The sequence below is a fragment of the Ciceribacter sp. L1K22 genome (genome assembly GCF_017599385.1).
GTDB lineage: Bacteria > Pseudomonadota > Alphaproteobacteria > Rhizobiales > Rhizobiaceae > Allorhizobium.
This window is the reverse complement of sequence record NZ_JAGFPK010000001.1, coordinates 3,045,573-3,065,850: the sequence shown is the minus strand read 5'-3', so window position 1 is coordinate 3,065,850 and position 20,278 is coordinate 3,045,573. Positions and strand designations below refer to the sequence as shown.

Genomic DNA, 20,278 nt, shown 5'->3' with positions numbered 1-20,278 from the left:
CGACAACGGGCGAAGATGGGGTTTGGTTTCAGCGGGGTATCGTCGGGCTGCCGCCCCTCATCCGCCTGCCGGCACCTTCTCCCCGTTTTGACGGGGAGAAGGGAGATGGAGCGCCGGGGGTGCCACTTGTCCCTTCTCCCCGCTCGCGGGGAGAAGGTGGCGGCAGCCGGATGAGGGGCAACTCCTGCGCGGCGAAGGGCAATGGATTGTTCCCACCCTCCCGCGCAAGACATCTTGCGCCCAAACCCGCTTGCGGTTATGACTTCCGCCATGACGACGTTTTTGAACATTGGCAACTGGTGGTGGGCTCGCTGACGCGGCCTTGACCAGTCATGTCCATGAAAACGTGACCCAAAGCCGCCCGGAGACTTCCTGAGGCGGCTTTTTTGTATTCAGGCGCCAGGGAAACCAGGGCCTGAACATGGAGACGGAACGAGCATGGCCACGATCATAGCGGACGACGGTTCGGAGACCTACGAGACCCGCGGCGGCATCAAGGTGACACGGGCGCGGCGTCCGACCACCTATGCCGACGCGATCTCCACCTATGTCGACAAGCTCGACGAGCGGCGCGGTGCGGTGTTTTCCTCCAACTACGAATATCCGGGCCGCTACACCCGCTGGGATACCGCGATCGTCGATCCGCCGCTCGGTCTTTCCTCCTTCGGCCGTAAGGTCTGGATCGAGGCCTATAACGGGCGCGGCGAGGTGCTGCTCTCGTTCATTGCGGCGAAGCTCAAGACCGTCGGCGACCTGACGCTCGGCGCGTCCACCGCCACCCGCCTCGACCTCACCGTCAACGAGCCGGACCGGGTGTTCACGGAGGAAGAGCGCTCGAAGATGCCGACGGTGTTCACGGTGCTGCGCGCGATCACCGATCTCTTCTATTCGGAGGCCGACAGCGCCATCGGCCTGTTCGGCGCCTTCGGCTACGATCTCGCCTTCCAGTTCGACGCGATCAAGCTGTCGCTCGTGCGCCCGGAAGACCAGCGCGACATGGTGCTGTTCCTGCCGGACGAGATCCTCGTCGTCGACCACTATTCGGCCAAGGCCTGGATCGACCGCTACGATTTCGAGAAGGATGGCGTCACCACCGACGGAAAATCGGAAGAGATCGCGCCGGAACCGTTCCAGCATACCGACACGATCCCGCCGCGCGGCGATCATCGTCCGGGCGAATATGCCGAGCTGGTCGTCAAGGCCAAGGAGAGCTTCCGCCGGGGGGACCTGTTCGAGGTGGTGCCGGGGCAGAAGTTCATGGAGCGCTGTGAATCGAAGCCTTCGCAGATTTCGAAGCGCCTCAAGGAAATCAATCCGTCGCCCTATTCGTTCTTCATCAATCTCGGCCACCAAGAATATCTTGTCGGCGCCTCGCCGGAAATGTTCGTCCGGGTCAACGGCCGCCGCATCGAGACCTGCCCGATCTCGGGCACGATCAAGCGCGGCGACGATCCTATCGCCGATAGCGAACAGATCCTCAAACTCCTGAACTCCAAGAAGGACGAGAGCGAGCTCACCATGTGCTCGGACGTCGACCGCAACGACAAGAGCCGCGTCTGCGAGCCGGGCTCGGTCAAGGTCATCGGCCGGCGCCAGATCGAGATGTATTCGCGCCTCATCCACACCGTCGACCATATCGAGGGGCGCCTGCGCGACGACATGGACGCCTTCGACGGTTTCCTGTCCCACGCCTGGGCCGTCACGGTGACAGGCGCGCCAAAGCTCTGGGCCATGCGCTTCATCGAGCAACACGAAAAGAGCCCGCGCGCCTGGTATGGCGGCGCGATCGGCATGGTCGGCTTCAATGGCGACATGAATACCGGGCTGACGCTCCGCACCGTGCGGATCAAGGACGGCATCGCCGAGGTGCGGGCCGGCGCCACGCTTCTGAACGACAGCATTCCGGAAGAGGAAGAGGCCGAAACCGAACTGAAGGCATCCGCCATGATCGCAGCCATAAGAGACGCGAAGACAGGCAATGACAGCAAGGCCAAGCGCGGCGTCGCCAAGGTTGGCCAGGGCGTCAACATCCTGCTCGTCGACCACGAGGATTCGTTCGTCCACACACTCGCCAACTACTTCCGCCAGACCGGTGCGACGGTGAACACCGTGCGCACGCCGGTGCCGGAGGAAGTGTTCGAGCGGCTGAACCCGGATCTCGTGGTCCTGTCGCCCGGCCCCGGCTCGCCGTCCGATTTCGACTGCAAGGCGACGATCAAGAAGGCCCGAGCCCGCCAGCTGCCGATCTTCGGCGTCTGCCTCGGCCTGCAGGCGCTCGCCGAGGCCTATGGCGGCGAACTCCGCCAGCTCGCGATCCCCATGCACGGCAAGCCGTCCCGCATCCGCGTGCTGGAACCCGGCATCGTCTTCTCAGGACTGTCGAAGGAAGTCACCGTCGGCCGCTACCACTCGATCTTCGCCGACCCCGCCACCCTGCACCGTGATTTCATGATCACCGCGGAAAGCGAGGACGGCACGATCATGGGCATCGAGCACACCAAGGAGCCGGTCGCGGCGGTGCAGTTCCACCCGGAATCGATCATGACGCTCGGCCAGGATGCCGGCATGCGGATGATCGAGAACGTGGTGGCGCATCTCGCCAAGCGGGCGAAGGTAAAGGCGGCTTGAGGATTGGACGGGGCGCTGCGGCGCCCCGTTTGACTTGGTTTGCGGCCAGGATAGACTGCGGTCTGCTTCCGCCTGCACGAAGGGCTGTATGTCATGGCCAAGGTTTCGCTAACAACCCGCATTGAAGAAGATCTGAACGACGCGCTTGCGGAAATCGCGCGCTTCGACAACCTGTCGCCGTCCGATCTGGCGGGCCAGGCGATCCGCAATCTTGTCGAGGAACGTCAGGCGATGCGGGATCTGGTCGAACTCGGCTTGGCGCTGGTCGATGCCGGAAAGGATGGCGCGGAGCCTGAGGCGGTGCACGATTGGCTTCTCGCGGATGAAGACCGTCCGTTTCCCTCCGGCCGCTGACCGCGATGCGGCTTCGCTATCTTGCGACCGCCGAGCCCGGTTTGCGATGGCTGCGCAGCTACTACAAGAGCAATCCGCAGCTTAATCGCGACGCGATGTTAGGTTCTCTCAAAAAAGCCGAGCAGATGTTGCGTGATTTTCCCGAGAGCGGCGAGACTTTCGAGGACTTCCTACGTGTCCGCGAATATCATGTCGGCGGCACACCGTTCTCGCTGCTTTATACGATCGCCGATGACTGCGTCTGGATCATCGACGTCCGCGATACACGCGGGCAACGTAGCGCGGACGTTCTGCGAAGGTTTATGCGAGAGCTTCACGTGAAGTTTGAACGCGATTGATCTGGTTCAGCCTCAACTATCCAGCCCGATCGCCTTTTCGAAGGCTTCCCAGGTCTCGTCCATCGCATAGGCGCCGAGGAAGGGCAGGTTCAGGTGGCCGAAGAGGGGGGTGAGCTGCAGTTCGGCGGTTTCCTCGTCGACGCCCGCGATCTGCTGCAGGTAGAGGACGGAGGCAAACCCGGTGCGGTCGGCGCCGCCCTGGCAGTGGACGAGAATGGGGCCCTTGGCATCGCGCATCAGGGCGACGAGTCTGAAGCTTTCTTCCATCGTCAGTTCGCGTTTCGCCGACATGCGGAAATTGAGATAGACCGCGCCGCGATCCTGTACCGCCTTCATCTCGTCGCGATACCACTGGTCCTGCGGATTTTCGCCGCGCAGGTTGATGACGGTGGCAATGCCGTAGCGGTCGATATAGCCCGCCAGCGCCTCGGGGGAGAGTTGCGCCGACCGGTAGAACTTGCCCGGCAGAACCTCATGGAAATTGCCGCTGAACTGCAGATAGCCGAGCCAGGCGCCCAGACCGAGCACCACGACAAGCGTTCCGAGTCCCGCGCGCTTCAGCAGTCTTTTCCATCTCATATTGGGGTCCCCAGGGTCTGCTGGCCGATGCGGCCGCCGAAATTCGCGATGAAAGCGCATATTATGGTTTTTATATGTACGAAAACGTTATCGATCCACTGATAAAGTCGCACCCATCCGGAGCCGGCATTGACGCTGCCGGGGACTTGTCCTATTGGGCGGCAACTCTCTGAAACCGCCCGCCACCCGTGGGCGGTTTCGTCGTTTCTGGAATTGCTTCTGCAATTCGCTTGCAACAGCAAAGGGGCCGGTCATGGCGACCCACACTGATACTCTCGTCCAGCGTCTCGCCTTCTGGGGCATTCCGCTGTCCTTCGGCGTCATGGGGCTGAAGCTCGTCGCGTGGTGGGTGACGGGATCGGTTGCATTGCTGTCGGACGGGCTGGAATCGACGGTCAACGTCGTTGCCGCCTTCATCGCCTATTTCGTGATCCGCTATGCGCAGAAGCCCGCCGACCGCGACCACCCCTATGGTCACCACAAGGCGGAATATCTCTCGGCGGTTCTGGAAGGCGTTCTGATCGTGGTGGCGGCGCTGCTGATCATCCGGGAGGCCGGTGCGGCGCTCAGGTCTCCAGAAATGCTGGATGCACCCGTTCTCGGTCTGGCGATCAACGCGGCCGCCGCCGTCATCAATCTCGTCTGGGCACGGCTTCTGATCCGGGTCGGCAAGAGCCATCGCTCGCCGGCGCTGTCGGCCGACGGCCATCACATCATGTCCGACGTCGTGACATCGGCCGGCGTTCTGGTCGGCCTCGGTCTCGTCATTGCGACCGGCTATGCGATCCTCGATCCGATTCTTGCCATCGTGGTTGCCTGCAACATCATCTGGCAGGGCTGGAAGGTGATTTCGCATTCGGTCGACGGCCTGATGGACAAGGCCGTGGAGCCGGAGGAGGAAGAGGCGATCCGCCAGGCGATCAAGGCGAACTCCGAGGGGTCTCTCGGCGTGCACTATCTGAGGTCGCGGCGCGCCGGTGCCGCCACCTTCGTCGCCTTCGATCTCGTCGTTCCCGCGCGCATGTCGGTCGGCGACGCGCATGTCATCTGCGACCGGCTGGAACTTGCCGTGCACAATGCCGTGCCTGGCACGCGGGTCACCATCCATGTCGAACCCGAAAACGAGATGGCGCACGGCGCCGACGTCGAACTCGGACACTGAACGAAGAGGATTTTCGCAATGAGCAAGACCGATGTGTCCGGGCTGACCCAGCTCGGCCAGAGCGTGGAAGCGCCCGTCAGTCCGGAAACGGCCGTCATGGAACGCGTGCCGAACGGCAATGCCGGCACCGATTATGTCGTGCGCTTCACCGCGCCGGAGTTCACCTCGCTCTGCCCGATGACCGGCCAGCCGGATTTCGCCCATATCGTCATTGATTACATCCCCGGCGACTGGCTGGTGGAATCGAAGTCGTTGAAGCTCTTCCTGTTCTCCTTCCGCAATCACGGCGCCTTCCACGAGGATTGCTCGATCTATATCGCCAAGCGCATTGTCGAGCTTCTCGATCCGAAGTGGCTCAGGATCGGCGCCTACTCGTATCCGCGCGGCGGAATCCCCATCGACGTGTTCTGGCAGACGGGCGAGGCGCCACAGGGTGTCTGGCTGCCGGAGCAGGGCGTTGCGACTTATCGCGGTCGCGGCTAACGCTCTGGATGAAGTTTAGCGATCGCGAAGCTAGGAGTCTTTTCAAGGCTCTATGGTGCGCCGCACACAAAGTGATTCAATGGACGCGGTATCTCTGTCTCGCGCCGCTAAGGCTGATGGCTGCCGCTAAAGCGTCTGCGCCGCGCTGATCGAGGACACGAAGCGCTTAGTGCGCTCGCGCTTGGGTGACTGGAAGATCGCCTCGGCGGTACCGGTCTCCACCACTTCTCCGGCTTCCAGGAACACCACGTTGTTGGCGATCTTCGAGGCGAGCCTCAGGTCGTGCGTTGCCATCACCATGGTCGTGCCTTCGCTCGCCAGCGTGCCCAATACGTCTACCACTTCGCCCGCCAGTTCCGGATCGAGCGCCGAGGTCGGCTCGTCGCAGAGCAGGACCTTGGGCGAGGGGGCGAGCGCCCGGGCAATCGCCACGCGCTGCTGCTGGCCGCCGGAGAGGTTGGCCGGCCAGGCGTCGGCCTTGTGCGCCATGCCGACCTTGGTCAAGAGTTCCATGGCGCGGGCATGGGCCTTGTCCTTCGACCATTTCTGCACGGTGAGCAGTCCTTCCACGACGTTCTCGATCGCGGTGCGATGCGGGAAGAGCTGGAAGTTCTGGAACACCATGCCGGTCTCGCAGCGGATCCTCTGGATATCGGCGAAGGGGACCTTGCGGCCGGAGGTGAAGTCGACGCGATTTTCCCCTACCTGCACGCTGCCCTTGCTCGGCAGTTCGAGCAGGTTGATGGTTCGAAGCAGCGTGCTCTTGCCGCCGCCGGAGGGGCCGACCAGCGCGGTCACGCTGCCTTCCGGGAAGGACAGCGAGACGTCCTTGAGGATGACAGCCTCGCCGAAGCGCTTTTCGATATGGGATAGCTCGATCATCGGTTTGCCTCCAGCATGCCGCCATAGCGGGCGAAGCGGGTTTCGAGCCTGGACTGCAGCGCCGACAGGACGGAGCTCATGGCGAGATAGATAAATGCCGCCTCGATATAGAGGATCAGCGGCTCGTAGGTCGTGGCAACGATGCGCTGGGCGGACTGGAAAAGTTCCGGCACGGTGATCGCGGCGGCGAGCGATGTGTCCTTGACCAGCGAGATGAAGGTATTCGACAGCGGCGGCACCGCGACGCGGCCGGCCTGCGGCAGGATCGTCCGTCGCATGGCCTGCCGCCAGGTCATGCCGGTCGAATAAGCGGCCTCCCACTGGCCCTTGGGCACCGAGGAAATCGCCGCGCGGATGATCTCCGAGGAATAGGCGCCGACATTGAGCGTAAAGCCGATGACGGCGGCGGGAAAGGCATCGAGCAGGATGCCGATGCTCGGCAGACCGTAGAAAATGACGAAAAGCTGCACGAGCAGCGGCGTGCCCCTGAAGATCCAAACATAGAAGCGGGCCAGCAGTTCCAGCGGCTTCGGTGCAAAGAGCCGCGTCACCGCCGTCACCAGACCGAGCGACAGTCCCAGCACGAAGGAGATCAGCGTCAGCGGAATCGTGAATTTCAGCCCGGCCCACAAAAGCGTCGGAAGCGAGTCGAGCATCAGTTGCAGCCAGTGCGGCATGGGCGGTGTCCTCGTATGGCCTTCGACCTCAATAGCCCGCCAAGCGTCTCAGGGGAAGGTAATCGGTGCGGCAAACTCCTTCTCCCCGCGTGCGGGGAGAAGGTCCCGGCAGGGGGATGAGGGGGCGGTTGAGAAAGGTTGGGGCGGTGGAGCGGTTCGGCTGGTTCGCCGCCGACACCAGAGCAGAGAGGGCGTGCCATGCCCCTCACCCTGGCCCTCTCCCCGCATGCGGGGAGAGGGGACTGTCATGTCTTACTTCGACACGTCGGCGCCGAAATACTTCTGCGAGATCGCCTCGTAGGTGCCGTCGGCCTTGATGGCGGCCAGCGCCTCGTTGATCGCGGCGACCAGCTCGGCGTCGCCCTTGCGGACGATGATGCCCGAATAGTCGGCGTCGGCTTTCTCGGCCACGACCTTTACCGGCGCGTCCGGCTTCTGCTTCTTGAAGTCGAGGAAGGAGAGGCTGTCATTGATCGTTGCATCGGCACGGCCGGTCAGGACGAGCTGGATCGACTGGTCGAAGCCATCGGTGCCGACGAGTTCAGCGCTGGCCTCCTCGGCCAGCTTGCCGAAGTTGCTGGTCAGCGACTGGGCGGCCTTCTTGCCATTGAGGTCTTCGAAGCCCTTGATGTCTTCGTTGTCCTGCTTGACGATCAGTACGGCCTTGGACGCGATGTAGGGATCGGAGAAGTCGTACTTCTGCTTGCGCGCCTCGGTGATGCCGACCTGGTTGATCACGGCGTCATAGCGGTTGGCGTCGAGACCGGCGATCAGGCCGTCCCACTTGCCTTCGACGAACTCGGCCTTCACGCCAAGCTTTTCGGCGACGGCGCGGCCGATCTCGACGTCGAAGCCGACGAGTTCGTTGGAGGCGTCATGATAGGTGAACGGGGCATAGGTGCCTTCCGTGCCGATCTTGATGACGCCGGCCGACTTGATCTGGTCGAGGTTTTCGCCGGCGAGCGCCGGGGTGAGCACAAGTGCCTGCAGGGCAGCCGCTGCGGCGAGGGTCTTGAGCCAGCTCATGGGGTATTCCTTTCACACTGCTGTTCGATGGCCCGTAGATAGGAGGTGACGACCGGCTTTGCGTGAGAGGAAAATGCAAACAAATTCAGCAAATGAGAATATTTTGCTCATTTGCGCGCGCGGCCGGATCTCCCGAGGTACCAGGCCACTCAAACAGAAAACCGCCGCGAAGGTTCCCGGTACAGGTCCGGTCCTTGCGGCGGTCGAAGTGTGCGGGCGGTCTTGGCCGCCCGGATCGATGGATCAGCCGAGGATCAGGGCCGCGCCGCCGAGGGCGGTCAGCGCGCCGAGAACGCGGGTGACGACCGGGCCGAGACGCGACAGGCCGAGACCGGCGGCGATGCCGACGGCATGGAGTGCGGCGGTGGCGATCAGGAAGCCGAGGCCGAACTGCAGCGCGCCGGCGGCACCGAGCTCGCCGCCATGGGCATGGCCGTGGAAGAGGGCGAAGACGCCGACGACGGCAGCCGATACGGCGACTGGCAGGCGCACGGCGGTGGCGACCAGAAGGCCAAGACCGATGACGGAGGCAAGGATCGCCGGCTCGACGAAAGGCAGGCCGATGCCTGCGACAGCAAGCGCGAAGCCGAGCACCATGGTGCCGACGAAGGCGGCAGGAACGGCGATCAGCGCGCGGCCGCCAATCTGCGAGGCCCAGAGACCGACGGCAATCATCGCCAGGATATGGTCGGCGCCGAACAGCGGGTGGGAAACGCCGGCCATGAACGAGCCGTGCGCGGCCGGATCAAGGTGGGCAAAGGCGGGGGCGGCGGCTGCTGCGAAAAAGGCGGCGGTCAGTGAAATGCGCTTGAACATTGTTGTCCCTCTGTTTGGTCGACATGGCGCCCGGACATCGGTCGCGCCAGCCCCGTCTATAGATCGTCGGAAAGACTAGCGTAAGCCTTCAATCGCTGTAAACGGCAAAAGCTTTCGATCCGCAGAATGCGCTTGGCTGGGTCGCCACGCCTGCGAAAACGCGCCGCGCCGATGGCGCCTTCACGACATCGGCCGGCTGTTTTTCTGCGCACGAATGTCAGGCCGAGGTCTGGCGCCCGACGCAGCGCAGGTGGATTTCCTTTGCCAGCCGGTCTGGATCGTAGGGTTTGGAAAACACAAGCGCGTTCGATTCGTCGCTGACGCTGCCGGGATCGCCGGTCGTGAAGACCACGAGGGCATCGGGCCGCATCGTCCGGCATCGCGCTGCGAGCTCACGACCCGACATGCGCGGCAGGTTGACATCCGTGACCAGCGCGTCGACATCCGTGCTCTCCAGCACGGTCACGGCTTCCTGCCCGTCGGCGGCTTCCATCACCTGGAAACCCGCTTCCTGGAAAGCATCGGCCGTGCTCATGCGGATCAATCCGTCGTCCTCGACCAGCAGCACCGTGAACCGGGCAGGGGCCTCGGCTGTCGGGGGCGGTTCCATCGACGTCGGCTGCGGCTGCCGGTTCGGTTGCTGCAGCGCCTTGGTCGTGGCGGGCCGCGCGGTCGCGGTCCTCTGCGCGGTGTTGGCGAGAACATGGCGGATTTTCCGGGCCAGCGCCTCGCGGGTATAGGGCTTCGACAGCAGTTCGACGCCGGGGTCCAGCCTGCCGCCGTGGACGATGGAGTTTTCGGTATAGCCCGAGGTGAAGAGGACCGCGAGGTTGGGCAGCCGCTCCTTGGCCTTGCGCGCCATCTCAGGGCTTTTCAGCTTGCCGGGCATCACCACGTCGGTGAACAGAAGGTCGATCGGAATGCCGCTTTCGATCACGATCAGCGCGCTTGCGGCGTCCACCGCCTGCAGCACGCGGTAGCCGAGATCGGCAAGCATCGCCACGACCGTCTCGCGCACCGGCGGATCGTCCTCGACAACGAGCACGGTTTCCGAACCGCCGGTGACCGAGCCGTTATTTGTGACAACGGCCACGTCTTCCGATTCATAGGCGCGCGGCAGATAGAGCTTGATGGTCGTGCCCTGGCCGACCTCCGAGTAGATCTTGACGTGTCCGCCCGACTGCTTGACGAAGCCGTAGACCATCGAGAGGCCGAGGCCCGAGCCCTTGCCTTCCGCCTTGGTGGAAAAGAACGGCTCGAACACCTTGTCGATGATCTCTGGCGGCATGCCGCAGCCGGTATCGGTTACCGCCATCATCACGTACTGGCCCGGCGTCACCTCGTCATGGCCGAGCGAATAGTGATCGTCGAGACGCGCATTGGCGAGCTCGATCGTCAGCTTGCCCTGGCCGTCCATCGCGTCGCGGGCGTTGATCGCCAGGTTGAGAAGGGCGTTCTCGATCTGGTTCGGATCGATGAAGGTGTTCCAGAGGCCGCCGCCGACCACGGTTTCCACCTCGATCGCCTCGCCGATGGCGCGGCGGATCATGTCGTCCATGTCGCGGACGAAGCGGCTGATGTTGACGACCTTCGGTTCCAGCGCCTGCCGCCGTCCGAAGGCGAGCAGCTGGCTGGCGAGCTTGGAGCCGCGCGCCACGCCGGCAAGCGCGTTGGCGATCCGCGTTTCGGCGCGCTCGTTGCCGGCGGCATCACGGGCCAGCAGTTGCAGGTTGCCGGAGACGACCTGCAGGATGTTGTTGAAGTCGTGCGCCACGCCGCCCGTCAGCTTGCCGATGGTTTCCATCTTCTGGGCCTGGGCGAGCTTGGCTTCGGCCTGCCGGCGCTCCTCGATTTCGGCGATGACGCGGGCTTCCAGCGTCTCGTTCAGCTGGCGCAGAGCCTCTTCGGCCGCGCGCTGATGAGTGATGTCGGTGTGGACGCCCACCCATTCGAGGATATCTCCGTCCGGGCCAATGATCGGCAGTGCCCGCACGGCAAAACGGCGCCACTCGCCGTCATGTCGGCAAACCCGGTGTTCGTAGACGAAAATGCTCTTGGTGGCGACGGATCTCTGCCAGGCTTCGACGGTCCCCGCGCGATCTTCCGGATGGATTACGTTTGCCCAGCCGTAGCCGCTGTATTGCTCTTCGTTCTGGCCTGTCAGAGCCACCCAGCCGGCTTGGTCACCCAGCATCCTGCCGTCGGCGCTATTGGTCCAGAGCACGCCGTGTATTGCCTGCATCGCGGCACGGAAGCGGCTATTGCTCGCCGCCAGCTCGGCCTCGCGGTCAGCCCGCTCGCCGATGTCGATACCGAGGATGTAGACGCCGGGAATCGATCCATCAGGCTCGACACGCGGAATGTATCGGATTTCCAGGCGCAACGGCTTGCCGCTTCTCACGCCGAGATTGGCCTCGTCGGTAAAGCTTTCTCCTGCCAGTGCCCGGTCGATCGCGGAGCGTCGATTGGCATAGACGGTCTCGCCGATCGTGTCTCGGACGTGACGCCCAATGACGTTTTCGAGATCGACGCCGAACCACTCCGCATAGGTGGCGTTGGCAAAGCGGTAGATATGGTCGCGGTCGACATAGGAAATCAGCATCGGCACCGCATCGGTGACGTGGCGAAGCTCGGCCTCGCTTGCAGCCAGCCGTTTTTCCATCTCCGCCCGGTCGCTGTTGTCTACGACGGTGCACAGCACCCCGCCGACGGAGCCGTCCTCCTCGTAGACCGGGGTGTAGAACAGATCGAATATGAAGGTCTTCGACACGCCGTTGCGGACGAGAACCAGAGGCTGGTTGCGGTAGGAGCGGAGCTCGCCGCGGAAGCCTGCTTCCAGCATCTCGCGGTTCCAGTCCCAGATCTCCGGCCATATCCCCGGCACGGTGCCGCCAAGCGCGGCCGGATGATTGGCGCCGGCGATATCGATATAAGGATCGTTGTAGATCATGACATGATCGGGACCCCACATCAGCACCTTGGCAACCGGGGAATTGGCGACGTTGGCGACCGTCGTGCGCAGCGTCAGCGACCATGTGTCGGAGGGCCCGAGCGCCGTCTGGCTCCAGTCCTTTTCACGGATGAGCTTGCCGCAGATGCCGCCGCCGATCAGCCATTCGTCGGCAGGCCGTGCCGCGCTGGCCTTCATCGCCCGCAGAGCGGCGCTGATGACATCGTCAGCGCCGGAATAACCGCCGGACGCAACGCTCTCGTTTATGAAGGCCTCTAGCTCCGGAGAGAGCACGATGCCAAGCGGCTGACGATCTTCCATTCAAGCCTCGTGGCAGAAGGAATTTCGCCTGTCAACGTATGCGGCATACCAAGCGCGTCAGCCGTCGATTTTTCCGGCGCGTGTGTTGTTTGTGGCCGCCTCTTTACGGTTCCCGCGATGGCTCTGTGCCGCTGTCTTCTGTCTAGGCCGGTGATGCCTGCAAGGGATCGGCATCACCGGGAAGGGGCGGCTCAAACGCTGGGCAATCGCTGTCAGCCTGCCTTTGCCAGCGTCTCGGCATCCGCGCCGGCGGGAATGCTGAGCGGAGCGGTCGGGTCGGTCACGGCGCGCCAGACGGCCCCGGTTACGGCCTCGATGGTCGTCACCGGACCGGTATCCTCAGCCCAGCCGGCGAAGACGCGCTGGACGAGATCGCCATAGGCCTCGGGGAACGGATTGCCCTCCGGCAAGCGTGCCCTCGCATTGGCGCCGAAGCTCGTGTCCGGCGCCCGTCCCGGCAGGACGAGATGGGTGCGCACGCCGAAGGGTTCGAGTTCCAGCGCCAGGACCTCGGTAAAGGCGTTCACCGCCGCCTTGCTGGCGGTATAGACCGAGAGCAGGGGTAGCGGCTCCAGCGTCACCGACGAGCTGACGTTGACGATGACGCCCGCCCGCCGCTCGCGAAGCTGCGGCAGCACGGCCTGCGTCATCGCGATCGTGCCCAGCGTGTTGGTCTTGAAGAGGTCGCGGGCGATTTCCAGCGGCGTGCCTTCCAGCGCGTTCAGCCAGCCGATACCGGCATTGTTGACCAGCGCGTCGATCGGGCCCGCCGCCGCGACCGCCGAGGCGATGCCCGCCGGATCCGTGACATCGAGCGGCAGTATGGTCAGGCGGTCGGAGGCCGGCAGCACGTCGGCGCGGGGCGTGCGCATCGTCGCGACGACCTTCCAGCCATGCCCGAGGAAATGCCGGGCGATATCGGCGCCGAACCCCGAGGAGCAGCCGGTGATCAGGATTGTGTTCATGGGAGACGTCCTTCTTCGTTTCGATGAACCTATCCTAGACGTGAGATGTCGGACTGTTTATGATCATAAATCCGCAATGCATTCGAATGAGTCCTGTTTTGACAGATCCGGTGTCCGATATCGTCAACCTGCTGCAGCCCAGCGCGCTGCGCTCCAAGATCGCGAGCGGCGCCGGCGCCTGGCGTGTGCGGCGGCAGGAAAGCGGCGGGCCGTTCTATTGCGTGCTGATGGAAGGCACCGCGCGGCTTGCCGTCGACGGGCGTGCACCCGTCGATCTGAAGACCGGCGATTTTGTGCTGGTCCCGGCCGCCTTCGGTTTCACGATGTCAAGCACCGGACCGGCCGCCGCCGGCGAGAACGATCCCGACGTGGTGACGCTGCTTCCTGGCGAGACCCGGCACGGAGACCCGGATGCGCCGGCCGATGTCCGGATGCTGATCGGCCATTTCTCCTTCGGCTCTCCGGATGCCGACCTGCTGGTACCGCTTCTGCCCGATGTCGTGCATGTCCGCGGCGACCGGCGGCTGTCCATGATCGTCGAGCTTGTCACCGAGGAGGCGAGGGCGGAGCGTCCGGCCCGCGAGGTGGTGCTGGAAAGGCTGTTGGAGGTGATGCTGATCGAGGCGCTGCGCTCGTCCTCCCGACCGGAGGCGGCGCCCGGCCTCCTGCGCGGGCTTGCCGACACCAGGCTGTCCGAGGCGCTCCACCTGATGCACGCCGAGCCCGGCCGCAGCTGGACGGTCGCCGCCCTCGCCCGCGAGGCCGCTCTCTCCCGCTCCGCTTTCTTCGACCGCTTCACCCGCGCCGTCGGCGTGACACCGATGGACTATCTCCTCTCCTGGCGCATGGCGCTCGCCAAGACCTTCCTCACCCGCGGCGAGGGCGCGCTCACCGACATCGCTGAACGCCTGGGCTACAGCTCGGCCAGCGCGTTTTCGGTGGCGTTCACGCGGCGGGTGGGCGTGCCGCCGTCGGTGTATGCGCGGAGGATAGAGTGATTTTGCTGTCCTGCGGATAACCGCGGAGCCAGAGACTACAGGTCGAGCAGCAGCGGACAGTGATCGGAAACCTCGGGATCCCGGACCACGTTGAAGTCCTTTACCGCTGCCTCTTGATTGACGAGCATGTAATCCGCGAACCGGACCTGCTTCTTGTAGTGGGAGCTCCGGGTCCCGTCGAAGCCACGTCCGGTGACCAGCTCGGTCAGTCCATCCCCGGACAATATCGCAAGCGTCTCGCTTCCGGGCTCGACATTGAAGTCGCCGCAGACCACGACCAGATCTTGCGGCGTGGAGAGTATCCTGGACATGCCGAGCAGCTTCATTCCCTGCTCGGCGCGTTCCGGTGTGTCGGCCTTGCCATTCAGATCGCGCAGTCCATGCATATGCGTGACGCTGACCGGCCGATTTGCGACGGGGTCGTAAACCCGAACTCCGTGCGCGGTGCGGGATCGCGGATGTTCACCGTATCCGTCGGGGGAATAGTCCTTGTGAACGAACCCTTGTACCTGCCCGATGATCGGCAGGGACCGATGCACGAAGGTCGCCAGTCCCCATTGCGACGGAATGGACCGGTCCCCATCCCACAGAACGCCCTGGGCCGCCGGGCAGAAGATCGCGAGGTGATCGGGCAGGGCACGGGAGACGTCGCGAAAGAAGTTCGCGCGCTGCGGCAGAATGTGGTCGCCATCGCGATAGGTCAGCCAGTCCTTCTCGGAGGCCGGACTGTGAATGACCTCCTGCAGGCATAGGATGTCAGGCGCGGTGGCTTCGACATAGGGAAGCAATGCGTCATGCAGCCTCCCGCCCCAGCCATTCAGGCACATTATCCTCACGGGCCCACCTCTCGAACATCGCAGGCCGGATATTGGCGAGTTCGAAGGCGGTCGGCAATACGGCCTCGTCGGACTCCTCTGGCGGGGGCAGCGAATGGCCGAAGGTAGCCTTCACCGACGTGGCCGATGCCTTCTCGGCGAGCGCGTGTCGGTGGCGGTCACGAGACGGGTGGGAGTGCCGCCGTCAGCCTTTTTTGGCGCGGGTATCCTCGGCGAGATAGGCCGCGAGGCTTTCCAGCAGTGCCCGCCATCCGTGTTCGCGGCCTTCGGCGCCGTCGCTGGGCGGGATCACGCAGAGCTGTTCCACATAGGTGAGCTTCGTTCCGCCGCCATGGTCGGCAAACAGCACCGTTGCCAGCGACACCGTGTGGATGCGTCCGTTCAGCGCCATGGAATAGGCGAAGACGATGCGTGTCTTGGCGCTGATCTCGAAGTAACGGGTCTCGTTGGCATGCGTGCCCATGTCGGTGTCGAAACCGCTCCGCTCGACGCCGCCCTCGCGGAAGTCGAAGTCCTTCAGCCCTTCGCCGAACCAGGCCCGCTTCTTTTCGGCGATCGACCATGCGGCCCAGACATGGTCGACGCAGTTCGGATAGATGCGTTCGATGGTGATGGTCCTGTGTTCCTGCGCGGCAGTCGTCATGATTATTGCTCCTGATCGAGAAAAACACCCAGCCGGTCGAGGCTGGCTTCCAGGCGCGCCCGGTGATGCCGGACCCAATGGTCGACCCAGGACAGCGTTTCCGGCACGATCCTCACCGTCCGCACCCTTCCGGACTTGGTGGAGACGACGAGGCCGGCCTCCTCCAGCACCCTGAGATGCTTGAGGAAGGACGGCCCCGCCATGTCGAAAGGTTCGGCCAGCGCGCTGACCGAGGCCGGCCCGTCGAGCAGCCGGTCGATCACCGCAAGCCGGGTCGGGTCGGAGAGCGCGCCGAAGATGCGCGGAAGGCCTTGTTGATAGGTATCCATATGGCTACCTATAGGCGTGTCGCAAGCCATCGTCAAGACAGGTAGCTCATCGGCTATCTATTTTCCCCCACCAAGGACGCGCGCCGCAGCCGCCATGCCGGCTAGAGCGTCATGGACTCGGCCCGGTCCGTTGCCGGTTGCGGCAGAAGGCGGCGAAGTCCTCGAGGAATCGCTCGGCGGCCTGCCGGTCTTCCGGTCTGTCGAGACGCGCGCGGATCGCCTCCGGCGTCTCCTTCATCACCGGCAGCCGGAAGAACAGGGTCTCGTTGAAGCCGGAACTGACGGTCGACAGCACGGTGCGCAGCGCCGTCAGCATGTCGTCGCCGCGATGCGAGGCATGGGCGAGCGCGATCGGTTTGCCGACGATCTCGTCGCCGGAGACCAGCCAGTCGATCGCATTCTTCAGCCCGCCTGGAATGTTTCTGACATATTCGGGGCTGGAGATCAGGATGCCGTCGCTCTCGGCAATCCGCCTTTGAAACGCCCGCACGCCCGCCGGCCGCTCCGGCCCCTCCAGATCGGGCGAAAACACCGGAAGATCGCCGATGCAGTCGAACACGTCGACAACCATGCCCTTGCGCGCGACCGCGGCCAGGGCCCGCAAAAGCCCCGTATTGCTCGATCCCCGCCGTGCGCTGCCCGATATCGCCAGTATCCTCATCGCCCGACCGTATCGCGCCGGACGCGCGCCGGCAATCGGCCGGGCGGGGGAGGGGCGGGATGGTAAACATCCGTGTGCCTCTATCGCTTTGTTTACCTTCGCACGAGCGTGGTGCAACCGCTGCTGGTGGTCTCCGACCTTTGCGGCTATCGTCCGGGTCAGGAACTTACGAGTGCTACGGGAGCCTCTATTGTTAATGATGAAATTTGGCCTCAGGGCCGTCGTCACACTCCAGTTTTTGAGTTTTGCGGTCTTTGGGTCGATCGCGCTGGCCTATTACTTCGTGATGATGTTTCTCGGCCGCATCGAGGAGGCGCGGCCTATCCCGCTTTACCTTTTGGCCTTCTTCGGCCTCAGCCTCGCTTTTTCCGCCCACGAATTGATCAGCAACAGGGTGAAGTACGCCACGTATCTTGATGAAAAAACCAGTTTGTTGCTGCGAAATCGGCGATACCTGTTGGCTGCCGGCTTCCTTGTAGGTTTGGCGCTCGTGCATCGATTTTCCACTGCCTTCTCCCCCTTGAGCCCGGCTGACGTACTGGCGAGTTTCATCGGGTTGGTCCTGGCCTACGGGCTGTTCATCGATCTCGTGTCGTTTCGGTTTCTCAAGTGGCCGCAACCCGTCTCCGCATCAGCGGAGGCAGCGATGGCAGTCAGCGTAGATCGTAGCGTCTGGGACGCCGTGGCCGATACGCCGCACGGGGCCGCCAACCTGAAGCTGCGCTCGGCGCTGCTCTACGAAATCCGCAAGGCGGTCCTGGCCTGGAACCTGCCGACGGAGGAGGCCGCCAAACGCCTCGGGCTGTCCTCCGCCCGCACCGACGTCCTGCTCGCCGGCAAGCTCGCCGAATTCACCCTCGACACTCTCGTCAACATCGCGGCGGCGGCGCATCTGGAGATCGAGGTGAAGGTTCGGGATGCGGCGTGAGGTGGGCTCCGCCTAGTCGTCCAGGCTCGTCAGAACCCGTCGATAAAACGCGCCCTCTTCATTCCCGGCGGTAGACGTTTCGTCCCATTCCCGATCCAGCGTCAGCTTTCCGGCCGGGACCATGTGCCGGGCGATCTCGGGCGGTGTGGTCTCGTCGCTCGTTCCGTTCTCCCAGTCGTGAAAGGCTGTCGAGTATCGGACGACCGCGCCGCTGACCGGCAGATCGAGCAGGCCGCCCTCGGCGAAAAACGTGAAACCGTCGCCCATCTCTTCGCCGATGACTGTGAGCCGATCTCCCAGACGATGCCTGAGGATGGCGACAAACACGACCGCGGCGGAAAACGTGAATTTGTCGATGAGCACGGCGACCCGCCGGCTTTGGTCAACACAGATGGCGTCGACCAGCGGCAGCGTTTTGAGGAAGTCGCCACCGGTGTTGCCGCGAACGTCGATCACAAGGTTCCTGCTCGGTCCGGTCCTGACATGCTTCGCCGCGCCCGCGATGGCTTCCGGCAGCGCACGCCCATCCGGATCGAAGAAACTCGGCAACTCGATCGAAAGCCCCATCCCCTGCCAGTCGGTGATCTCCGCCAAACTCCCGGGTTTCCAGGCCGGATCGGCCCTGCCATGCTCGCTTCTCGGGTAGAGCTTCGATGCGGGAACCGTCCGCCCGTTCTCCACCGTCAGGTCGGTGATCCGCCCGTTGTCGTCTTTCAGGCGATACGCCGTCGTCTTCTCGCCGGCAGAAAAACCGAGGCGCGCCAGGGCATGCGGCCATGCGAGAAGGATCGGCCCGATGACCCGCTTCCGCTGAGGCGTCCCCGCCAGAAATGTCTCCGCGGCCGCTTCGATTTCGCCGACGGGCGTGCCGTTGACCGCGACCAGCTCGCCCCGTGGTGCCTCGGTTTCCAGCGCCGTTGCCATCAACCGCACCGCCGTCCCGAGGCTCACGAACCTGAGCGGCAGCACCTGGATGCCATCGTTCGGGATCAGCCGCGTGTGCCCGTTGCCGGGGAGCGCCAGCAGCCGCATCGCGGCCAACAGAAAGGCCTCCGTCGAGCCTTCCGAAGCGCGTCGTCTGGCATCGCTGATACAGTCGTCCATCACCGCCCGTTCGATCCGCCGGAAGCTCGGATCGCTTGGAAGGACGGTGTCCAGAATTGTGTCGAGGTCTTGCGTGAGGGACATGGGCTCAACGTGCGCAGAGTTGGGTGTCGATGTCCAGATTCACAGTGCCGGAGTTTGAGATGCTGGCGAGGGCGCCGTCTGTGCATCGGTCAAGCAGAGCGTTCCGCCGGGCGATGCAAGCACCGCCGCCCGCGCACCAACGACCTCCTGCGCGGCAAGCTCGCCAAATTCTCCCTCGACGCGCTGGTCAACATCGCGGCGGCGGCGCATCTGCAGATCGAGATCAAGGTGCGGGATGCGGCGTGATGACGGAGGTCTGCGCTTCGTCTCGGCCGCTCACGCGGGCTTTATGGTTTACTCAAAGCTGTCGCTCGACGCAAAGGCCATGGCTAATCTCTTCAGGTAATCCTTCCATCGAGACGTTTTGCGACGGTTGTCTCGCAAGCTCGAGGATATTGCCTTAAACCATTATATTGATAACAATCTTAGGGGGCGGAATTAATATTGTGCATTTCTGTATGTGATGGCCATGAGTTGGGTTTCAATCGCTACAAAATGATTGGTCGACCACTACCGGGCATGTTGCGTCTACGTAAACTTGTTTCTGCTTTCTTTGTATGGGTGAGATCATATTTTGGAGAGGCTTCGAGTGGTAGAATATTTCCTTGAAATTGCGGGTATTGACGAGGCACCTTGGTGGGCCAGCGTTATACTCGATAGTTTTCAGATACTGGGAATTGGTCTTGCTGGTTGGACCTTGTTTGCTTGGCGTAGAATAAAATCTTTATTCCAAAGTAGGTTCAGTAGCGAACTTGTATCGTATTGTGGCGAGTATTTTTGTTACCGCTGGTCTAATAGTAGTAGATATCAGCTCATTGAGCCGAAGGTTGTCATCTATAGGGAATGGAGCGGTCGTTTCATGCTAAAATGGATTCGGCCAAATGAGAGTACCTCTCGAAATGCTTATACGATCAACAAGATCGGCCGTGAATATGCTGCGCGAGGAGTCGACGTAGAAGATGGATCACCCACCCAAATATTGTTTCATGCGTCTTATACTAAGCCCCCGTCCGTAATCTCCGGCGTTTATATGTTCTTAAATACAGGGCACGAGGTAGTCTGCGGCCCATTCTTGATGTCGCGAAGGAAGCTGACCAAAGAGCAAGTGAAAGAGGTTATGCCGTTCAGCGCAGTAACATCAAGTCAGGCGATAGCGGCTGATCGTGAGAAGGTTTTAGAGAATTCGTCTGCTTCAGCTTGTGCTAGCGGCTGATGCTGGCGTGGATGGCGATGATGCGGTTTGTTGTGTCGGCGGTGATTTTACAGTTCGCTGAACAAGTCCTCGTAGCGCGGTGGCGATATCATTTGCGGCAGGCTTGCCAAATTCTCCCTCGACGCGCGGTCAATATCGTGGCGGCGGTGCATGTGGAGATCGAGGCATTAGTGTGGGGTGACGGCCTCAGCCGTCTTCAAAGATAGCGTTGCAACAAGTTTTTCGTGCCGATACTTTCAGGTCAACTTGTCGAACTATTTCGGCAACAGAACCGATTCGACGAAGGACGGGGACGTTTCTT

Annotated in this window: 21 protein-coding genes; 9 read left to right on the top strand and 12 right to left on the bottom strand. The window is 62.9% G+C overall.

The window, feature by feature from the left end; all coding sequences use genetic code 11:
• Positions 1 to 438 precede the first annotated feature (438 nt).
• From J5J09_RS15230 to J5J09_RS15220, 3 genes are all read left to right on the top strand, one after another.
• The gene (locus J5J09_RS15230) at positions 439 to 2,628 is read left to right on the top strand and encodes an anthranilate synthase (RefSeq protein ID WP_208551834.1); all 2,190 of its coding nucleotides are present in this window, start codon (positions 439 to 441) and stop codon (positions 2,626 to 2,628) included.
• Positions 2,629 to 2,721: 93 nt separating this feature from the next.
• Entirely contained in the window at positions 2,722 to 2,982 is a 261-nt protein-coding gene (locus J5J09_RS15225) for a hypothetical protein (RefSeq protein ID WP_208551833.1), read from the top strand.
• Positions 2,983 to 2,987: 5 nt separating this feature from the next.
• On the top strand, positions 2,988 to 3,320 hold the full coding sequence (locus J5J09_RS15220) for a type II toxin-antitoxin system RelE/ParE family toxin (protein ID WP_208551832.1): 333 nt from the start codon (positions 2,988 to 2,990) through the stop codon (positions 3,318 to 3,320).
• Positions 3,321 to 3,332: 12 nt separating this feature from the next.
• On the opposite strand, the gene J5J09_RS15215 is transcribed toward J5J09_RS15220, so the two are convergent.
• Entirely contained in the window at positions 3,333 to 3,899 is a 567-nt protein-coding gene (locus tag J5J09_RS15215; protein ID WP_208551830.1) for a dual specificity protein phosphatase family protein, read from the bottom strand.
• Between the two features lie 253 nt (positions 3,900 to 4,152).
• On the opposite strand from J5J09_RS15215, the gene J5J09_RS15210 reads away from it, so the two are divergent.
• Both J5J09_RS15210 and queF read left to right on the top strand, forming a co-directional pair.
• On the top strand, positions 4,153 to 5,061 hold the full coding sequence (locus J5J09_RS15210) for a cation diffusion facilitator family transporter (RefSeq protein ID WP_208551828.1): 909 nt from the start codon (positions 4,153 to 4,155) through the stop codon (positions 5,059 to 5,061).
• Positions 5,062 to 5,079: 18 nt separating this feature from the next.
• Positions 5,080 to 5,544, top strand: coding sequence for a preQ(1) synthase (queF, locus tag J5J09_RS15205; RefSeq protein ID WP_208551826.1), 465 nt, complete (start codon positions 5,080 to 5,082; stop codon positions 5,542 to 5,544).
• 126 nt (positions 5,545 to 5,670) lie between these two features.
• On the opposite strand, the gene J5J09_RS15200 is transcribed toward queF, so the two are convergent.
• The 6 genes from J5J09_RS15200 to J5J09_RS15175 form a co-directional block, all read right to left on the bottom strand.
• Entirely contained in the window at positions 5,671 to 6,426 is a 756-nt protein-coding gene (locus tag J5J09_RS15200) for an amino acid ABC transporter ATP-binding protein (protein WP_208551825.1), read from the bottom strand.
• On the bottom strand, positions 6,423 to 7,103 hold the full coding sequence (locus tag J5J09_RS15195) for an amino acid ABC transporter permease (RefSeq protein WP_208551821.1): 681 nt from the start codon (positions 7,101 to 7,103) through the stop codon (positions 6,423 to 6,425). The genes J5J09_RS15200 and J5J09_RS15195 overlap by 4 nt, the downstream gene beginning before the upstream one ends.
• 252 nt (positions 7,104 to 7,355) lie before the next feature.
• On the bottom strand, positions 7,356 to 8,129 hold the full coding sequence (locus J5J09_RS15190) for an amino acid ABC transporter substrate-binding protein (RefSeq protein WP_208551817.1): 774 nt from the start codon (positions 8,127 to 8,129) through the stop codon (positions 7,356 to 7,358).
• Between the two features lie 243 nt (positions 8,130 to 8,372).
• A complete protein-coding gene (locus J5J09_RS15185; RefSeq protein ID WP_208551816.1) occupies positions 8,373 to 8,945 on the bottom strand; it encodes a HupE/UreJ family protein in 573 nt (190 codons plus the stop codon).
• A gap of 217 nt (positions 8,946 to 9,162) precedes the next feature.
• On the bottom strand, positions 9,163 to 12,093 hold the full coding sequence (locus J5J09_RS15180; protein WP_246745980.1) for a PAS domain-containing protein: 2,931 nt from the start codon (positions 12,091 to 12,093) through the stop codon (positions 9,163 to 9,165).
• 335 nt (positions 12,094 to 12,428) lie between these two features.
• Complete coding sequence (locus J5J09_RS15175) at positions 12,429 to 13,181, bottom strand: SDR family oxidoreductase (protein WP_208551809.1); 753 nt, start codon at positions 13,179 to 13,181, stop codon at positions 12,429 to 12,431.
• Positions 13,182 to 13,279: 98 nt separating this feature from the next.
• On the opposite strand from J5J09_RS15175, the gene J5J09_RS15170 reads away from it, so the two are divergent.
• A complete protein-coding gene (locus J5J09_RS15170; RefSeq protein ID WP_208553600.1) occupies positions 13,280 to 14,179 on the top strand; it encodes an AraC family transcriptional regulator in 900 nt (299 codons plus the stop codon).
• Between the two features lie 35 nt (positions 14,180 to 14,214).
• On the opposite strand, the gene J5J09_RS15165 is transcribed toward J5J09_RS15170, so the two are convergent.
• The 4 genes from J5J09_RS15165 to J5J09_RS15150 form a co-directional block, all read right to left on the bottom strand.
• Positions 14,215 to 15,015: an endonuclease/exonuclease/phosphatase family protein gene (locus tag J5J09_RS15165; protein WP_208551805.1), complete on the bottom strand. Its 801-nt coding sequence runs from the start codon at positions 15,013 to 15,015 to the stop codon at positions 14,215 to 14,217.
• Between the two features lie 184 nt (positions 15,016 to 15,199).
• Positions 15,200 to 15,658, bottom strand: a complete 459-nt coding sequence (locus tag J5J09_RS15160; RefSeq protein WP_208551804.1) for an SRPBCC domain-containing protein — start codon at positions 15,656 to 15,658, stop codon at positions 15,200 to 15,202.
• Positions 15,659 to 15,660: 2 nt separating this feature from the next.
• Positions 15,661 to 15,987, bottom strand: a complete 327-nt coding sequence (locus J5J09_RS15155) for a metalloregulator ArsR/SmtB family transcription factor (RefSeq protein ID WP_208551798.1) — start codon at positions 15,985 to 15,987, stop codon at positions 15,661 to 15,663.
• Positions 15,988 to 16,096: 109 nt separating this feature from the next.
• On the bottom strand, positions 16,097 to 16,648 hold the full coding sequence (locus J5J09_RS15150) for an NADPH-dependent FMN reductase (protein ID WP_208551796.1): 552 nt from the start codon (positions 16,646 to 16,648) through the stop codon (positions 16,097 to 16,099).
• Between J5J09_RS15150 and J5J09_RS22880 the strand changes: the two genes are divergently transcribed.
• On the top strand, positions 16,533 to 17,576 hold the full coding sequence (locus tag J5J09_RS22880) for an XRE family transcriptional regulator (protein ID WP_246745850.1): 1,044 nt from the start codon (positions 16,533 to 16,535) through the stop codon (positions 17,574 to 17,576). The two genes, J5J09_RS15150 and J5J09_RS22880, sit on opposite strands and share 116 nt — an antisense overlap.
• A gap of 12 nt (positions 17,577 to 17,588) precedes the next feature.
• Here the strand turns inward: J5J09_RS22880 and J5J09_RS15135 are convergent, their stop codons facing one another.
• The gene (locus J5J09_RS15135; RefSeq protein WP_208551791.1) at positions 17,589 to 18,764 is read right to left on the bottom strand and encodes a peptidase S41; all 1,176 of its coding nucleotides are present in this window, start codon (positions 18,762 to 18,764) and stop codon (positions 17,589 to 17,591) included.
• Between the two features lie 54 nt (positions 18,765 to 18,818).
• Between J5J09_RS15135 and J5J09_RS15130 the strand changes: the two genes are divergently transcribed.
• Positions 18,819 to 19,010, top strand: a complete 192-nt coding sequence (locus J5J09_RS15130) for an XRE family transcriptional regulator (RefSeq protein WP_246745849.1) — start codon at positions 18,819 to 18,821, stop codon at positions 19,008 to 19,010.
• A 343-nt stretch (positions 19,011 to 19,353) separates the two neighbouring features.
• Positions 19,354 to 19,977, top strand: coding sequence for a hypothetical protein (locus J5J09_RS15125; RefSeq protein ID WP_208551785.1), 624 nt, complete (start codon positions 19,354 to 19,356; stop codon positions 19,975 to 19,977).
• The last annotated feature ends 301 nt before the right edge of the window (positions 19,978 to 20,278 follow it).

Bases quoted from the DNA above. Each gene is read 5' to 3' on its own strand.
- J5J09_RS15155 (WP_208551798.1), bottom strand. From the start codon at position 15,987: ATGGATACCTATCAACAAGGCCTTCCGCGCATCTTCGGCGCGCTCTCC.
- J5J09_RS15220 (WP_208551832.1), top strand. From the start codon at position 2,988: ATGCGGCTTCGCTATCTTGCGACCGCCGAGCCCGGTTTGCGATGGCTG.
- J5J09_RS15180 (WP_246745980.1), bottom strand. From the start codon at position 12,093: ATGAAGGCCAGCGCGGCACGGCCTGCCGACGAATGGCTGATCGGCGGC.
- J5J09_RS15160 (WP_208551804.1), bottom strand. From the start codon at position 15,658: ATGACGACTGCCGCGCAGGAACACAGGACCATCACCATCGAACGCATC.
- queF (WP_208551826.1), top strand. From the start codon at position 5,080: ATGAGCAAGACCGATGTGTCCGGGCTGACCCAGCTCGGCCAGAGCGTG.
- J5J09_RS22880 (WP_246745850.1), top strand. From the start codon at position 16,533: ATGCAGTCGAACACGTCGACAACCATGCCCTTGCGCGCGACCGCGGCC.
- J5J09_RS15230 (WP_208551834.1), top strand. From the start codon at position 439: ATGGCCACGATCATAGCGGACGACGGTTCGGAGACCTACGAGACCCGC.
- J5J09_RS15190 (WP_208551817.1), bottom strand. From the start codon at position 8,129: ATGAGCTGGCTCAAGACCCTCGCCGCAGCGGCTGCCCTGCAGGCACTT.
- J5J09_RS15185 (WP_208551816.1), bottom strand. From the start codon at position 8,945: ATGTTCAAGCGCATTTCACTGACCGCCGCCTTTTTCGCAGCAGCCGCC.
- J5J09_RS15195 (WP_208551821.1), bottom strand. From the start codon at position 7,103: ATGCCGCACTGGCTGCAACTGATGCTCGACTCGCTTCCGACGCTTTTG.
- J5J09_RS15210 (WP_208551828.1), top strand. From the start codon at position 4,153: ATGGCGACCCACACTGATACTCTCGTCCAGCGTCTCGCCTTCTGGGGC.
- J5J09_RS15215 (WP_208551830.1), bottom strand. From the start codon at position 3,899: ATGAGATGGAAAAGACTGCTGAAGCGCGCGGGACTCGGAACGCTTGTC.
- J5J09_RS15175 (WP_208551809.1), bottom strand. From the start codon at position 13,181: ATGAACACAATCCTGATCACCGGCTGCTCCTCGGGGTTCGGCGCCGAT.
- J5J09_RS15200 (WP_208551825.1), bottom strand. From the start codon at position 6,426: ATGATCGAGCTATCCCATATCGAAAAGCGCTTCGGCGAGGCTGTCATC.
- J5J09_RS15150 (WP_208551796.1), bottom strand. From the start codon at position 16,648: ATGAGGATACTGGCGATATCGGGCAGCGCACGGCGGGGATCGAGCAAT.
- J5J09_RS15135 (WP_208551791.1), bottom strand. From the start codon at position 18,764: ATGTCCCTCACGCAAGACCTCGACACAATTCTGGACACCGTCCTTCCA.
- J5J09_RS15225 (WP_208551833.1), top strand. From the start codon at position 2,722: ATGGCCAAGGTTTCGCTAACAACCCGCATTGAAGAAGATCTGAACGAC.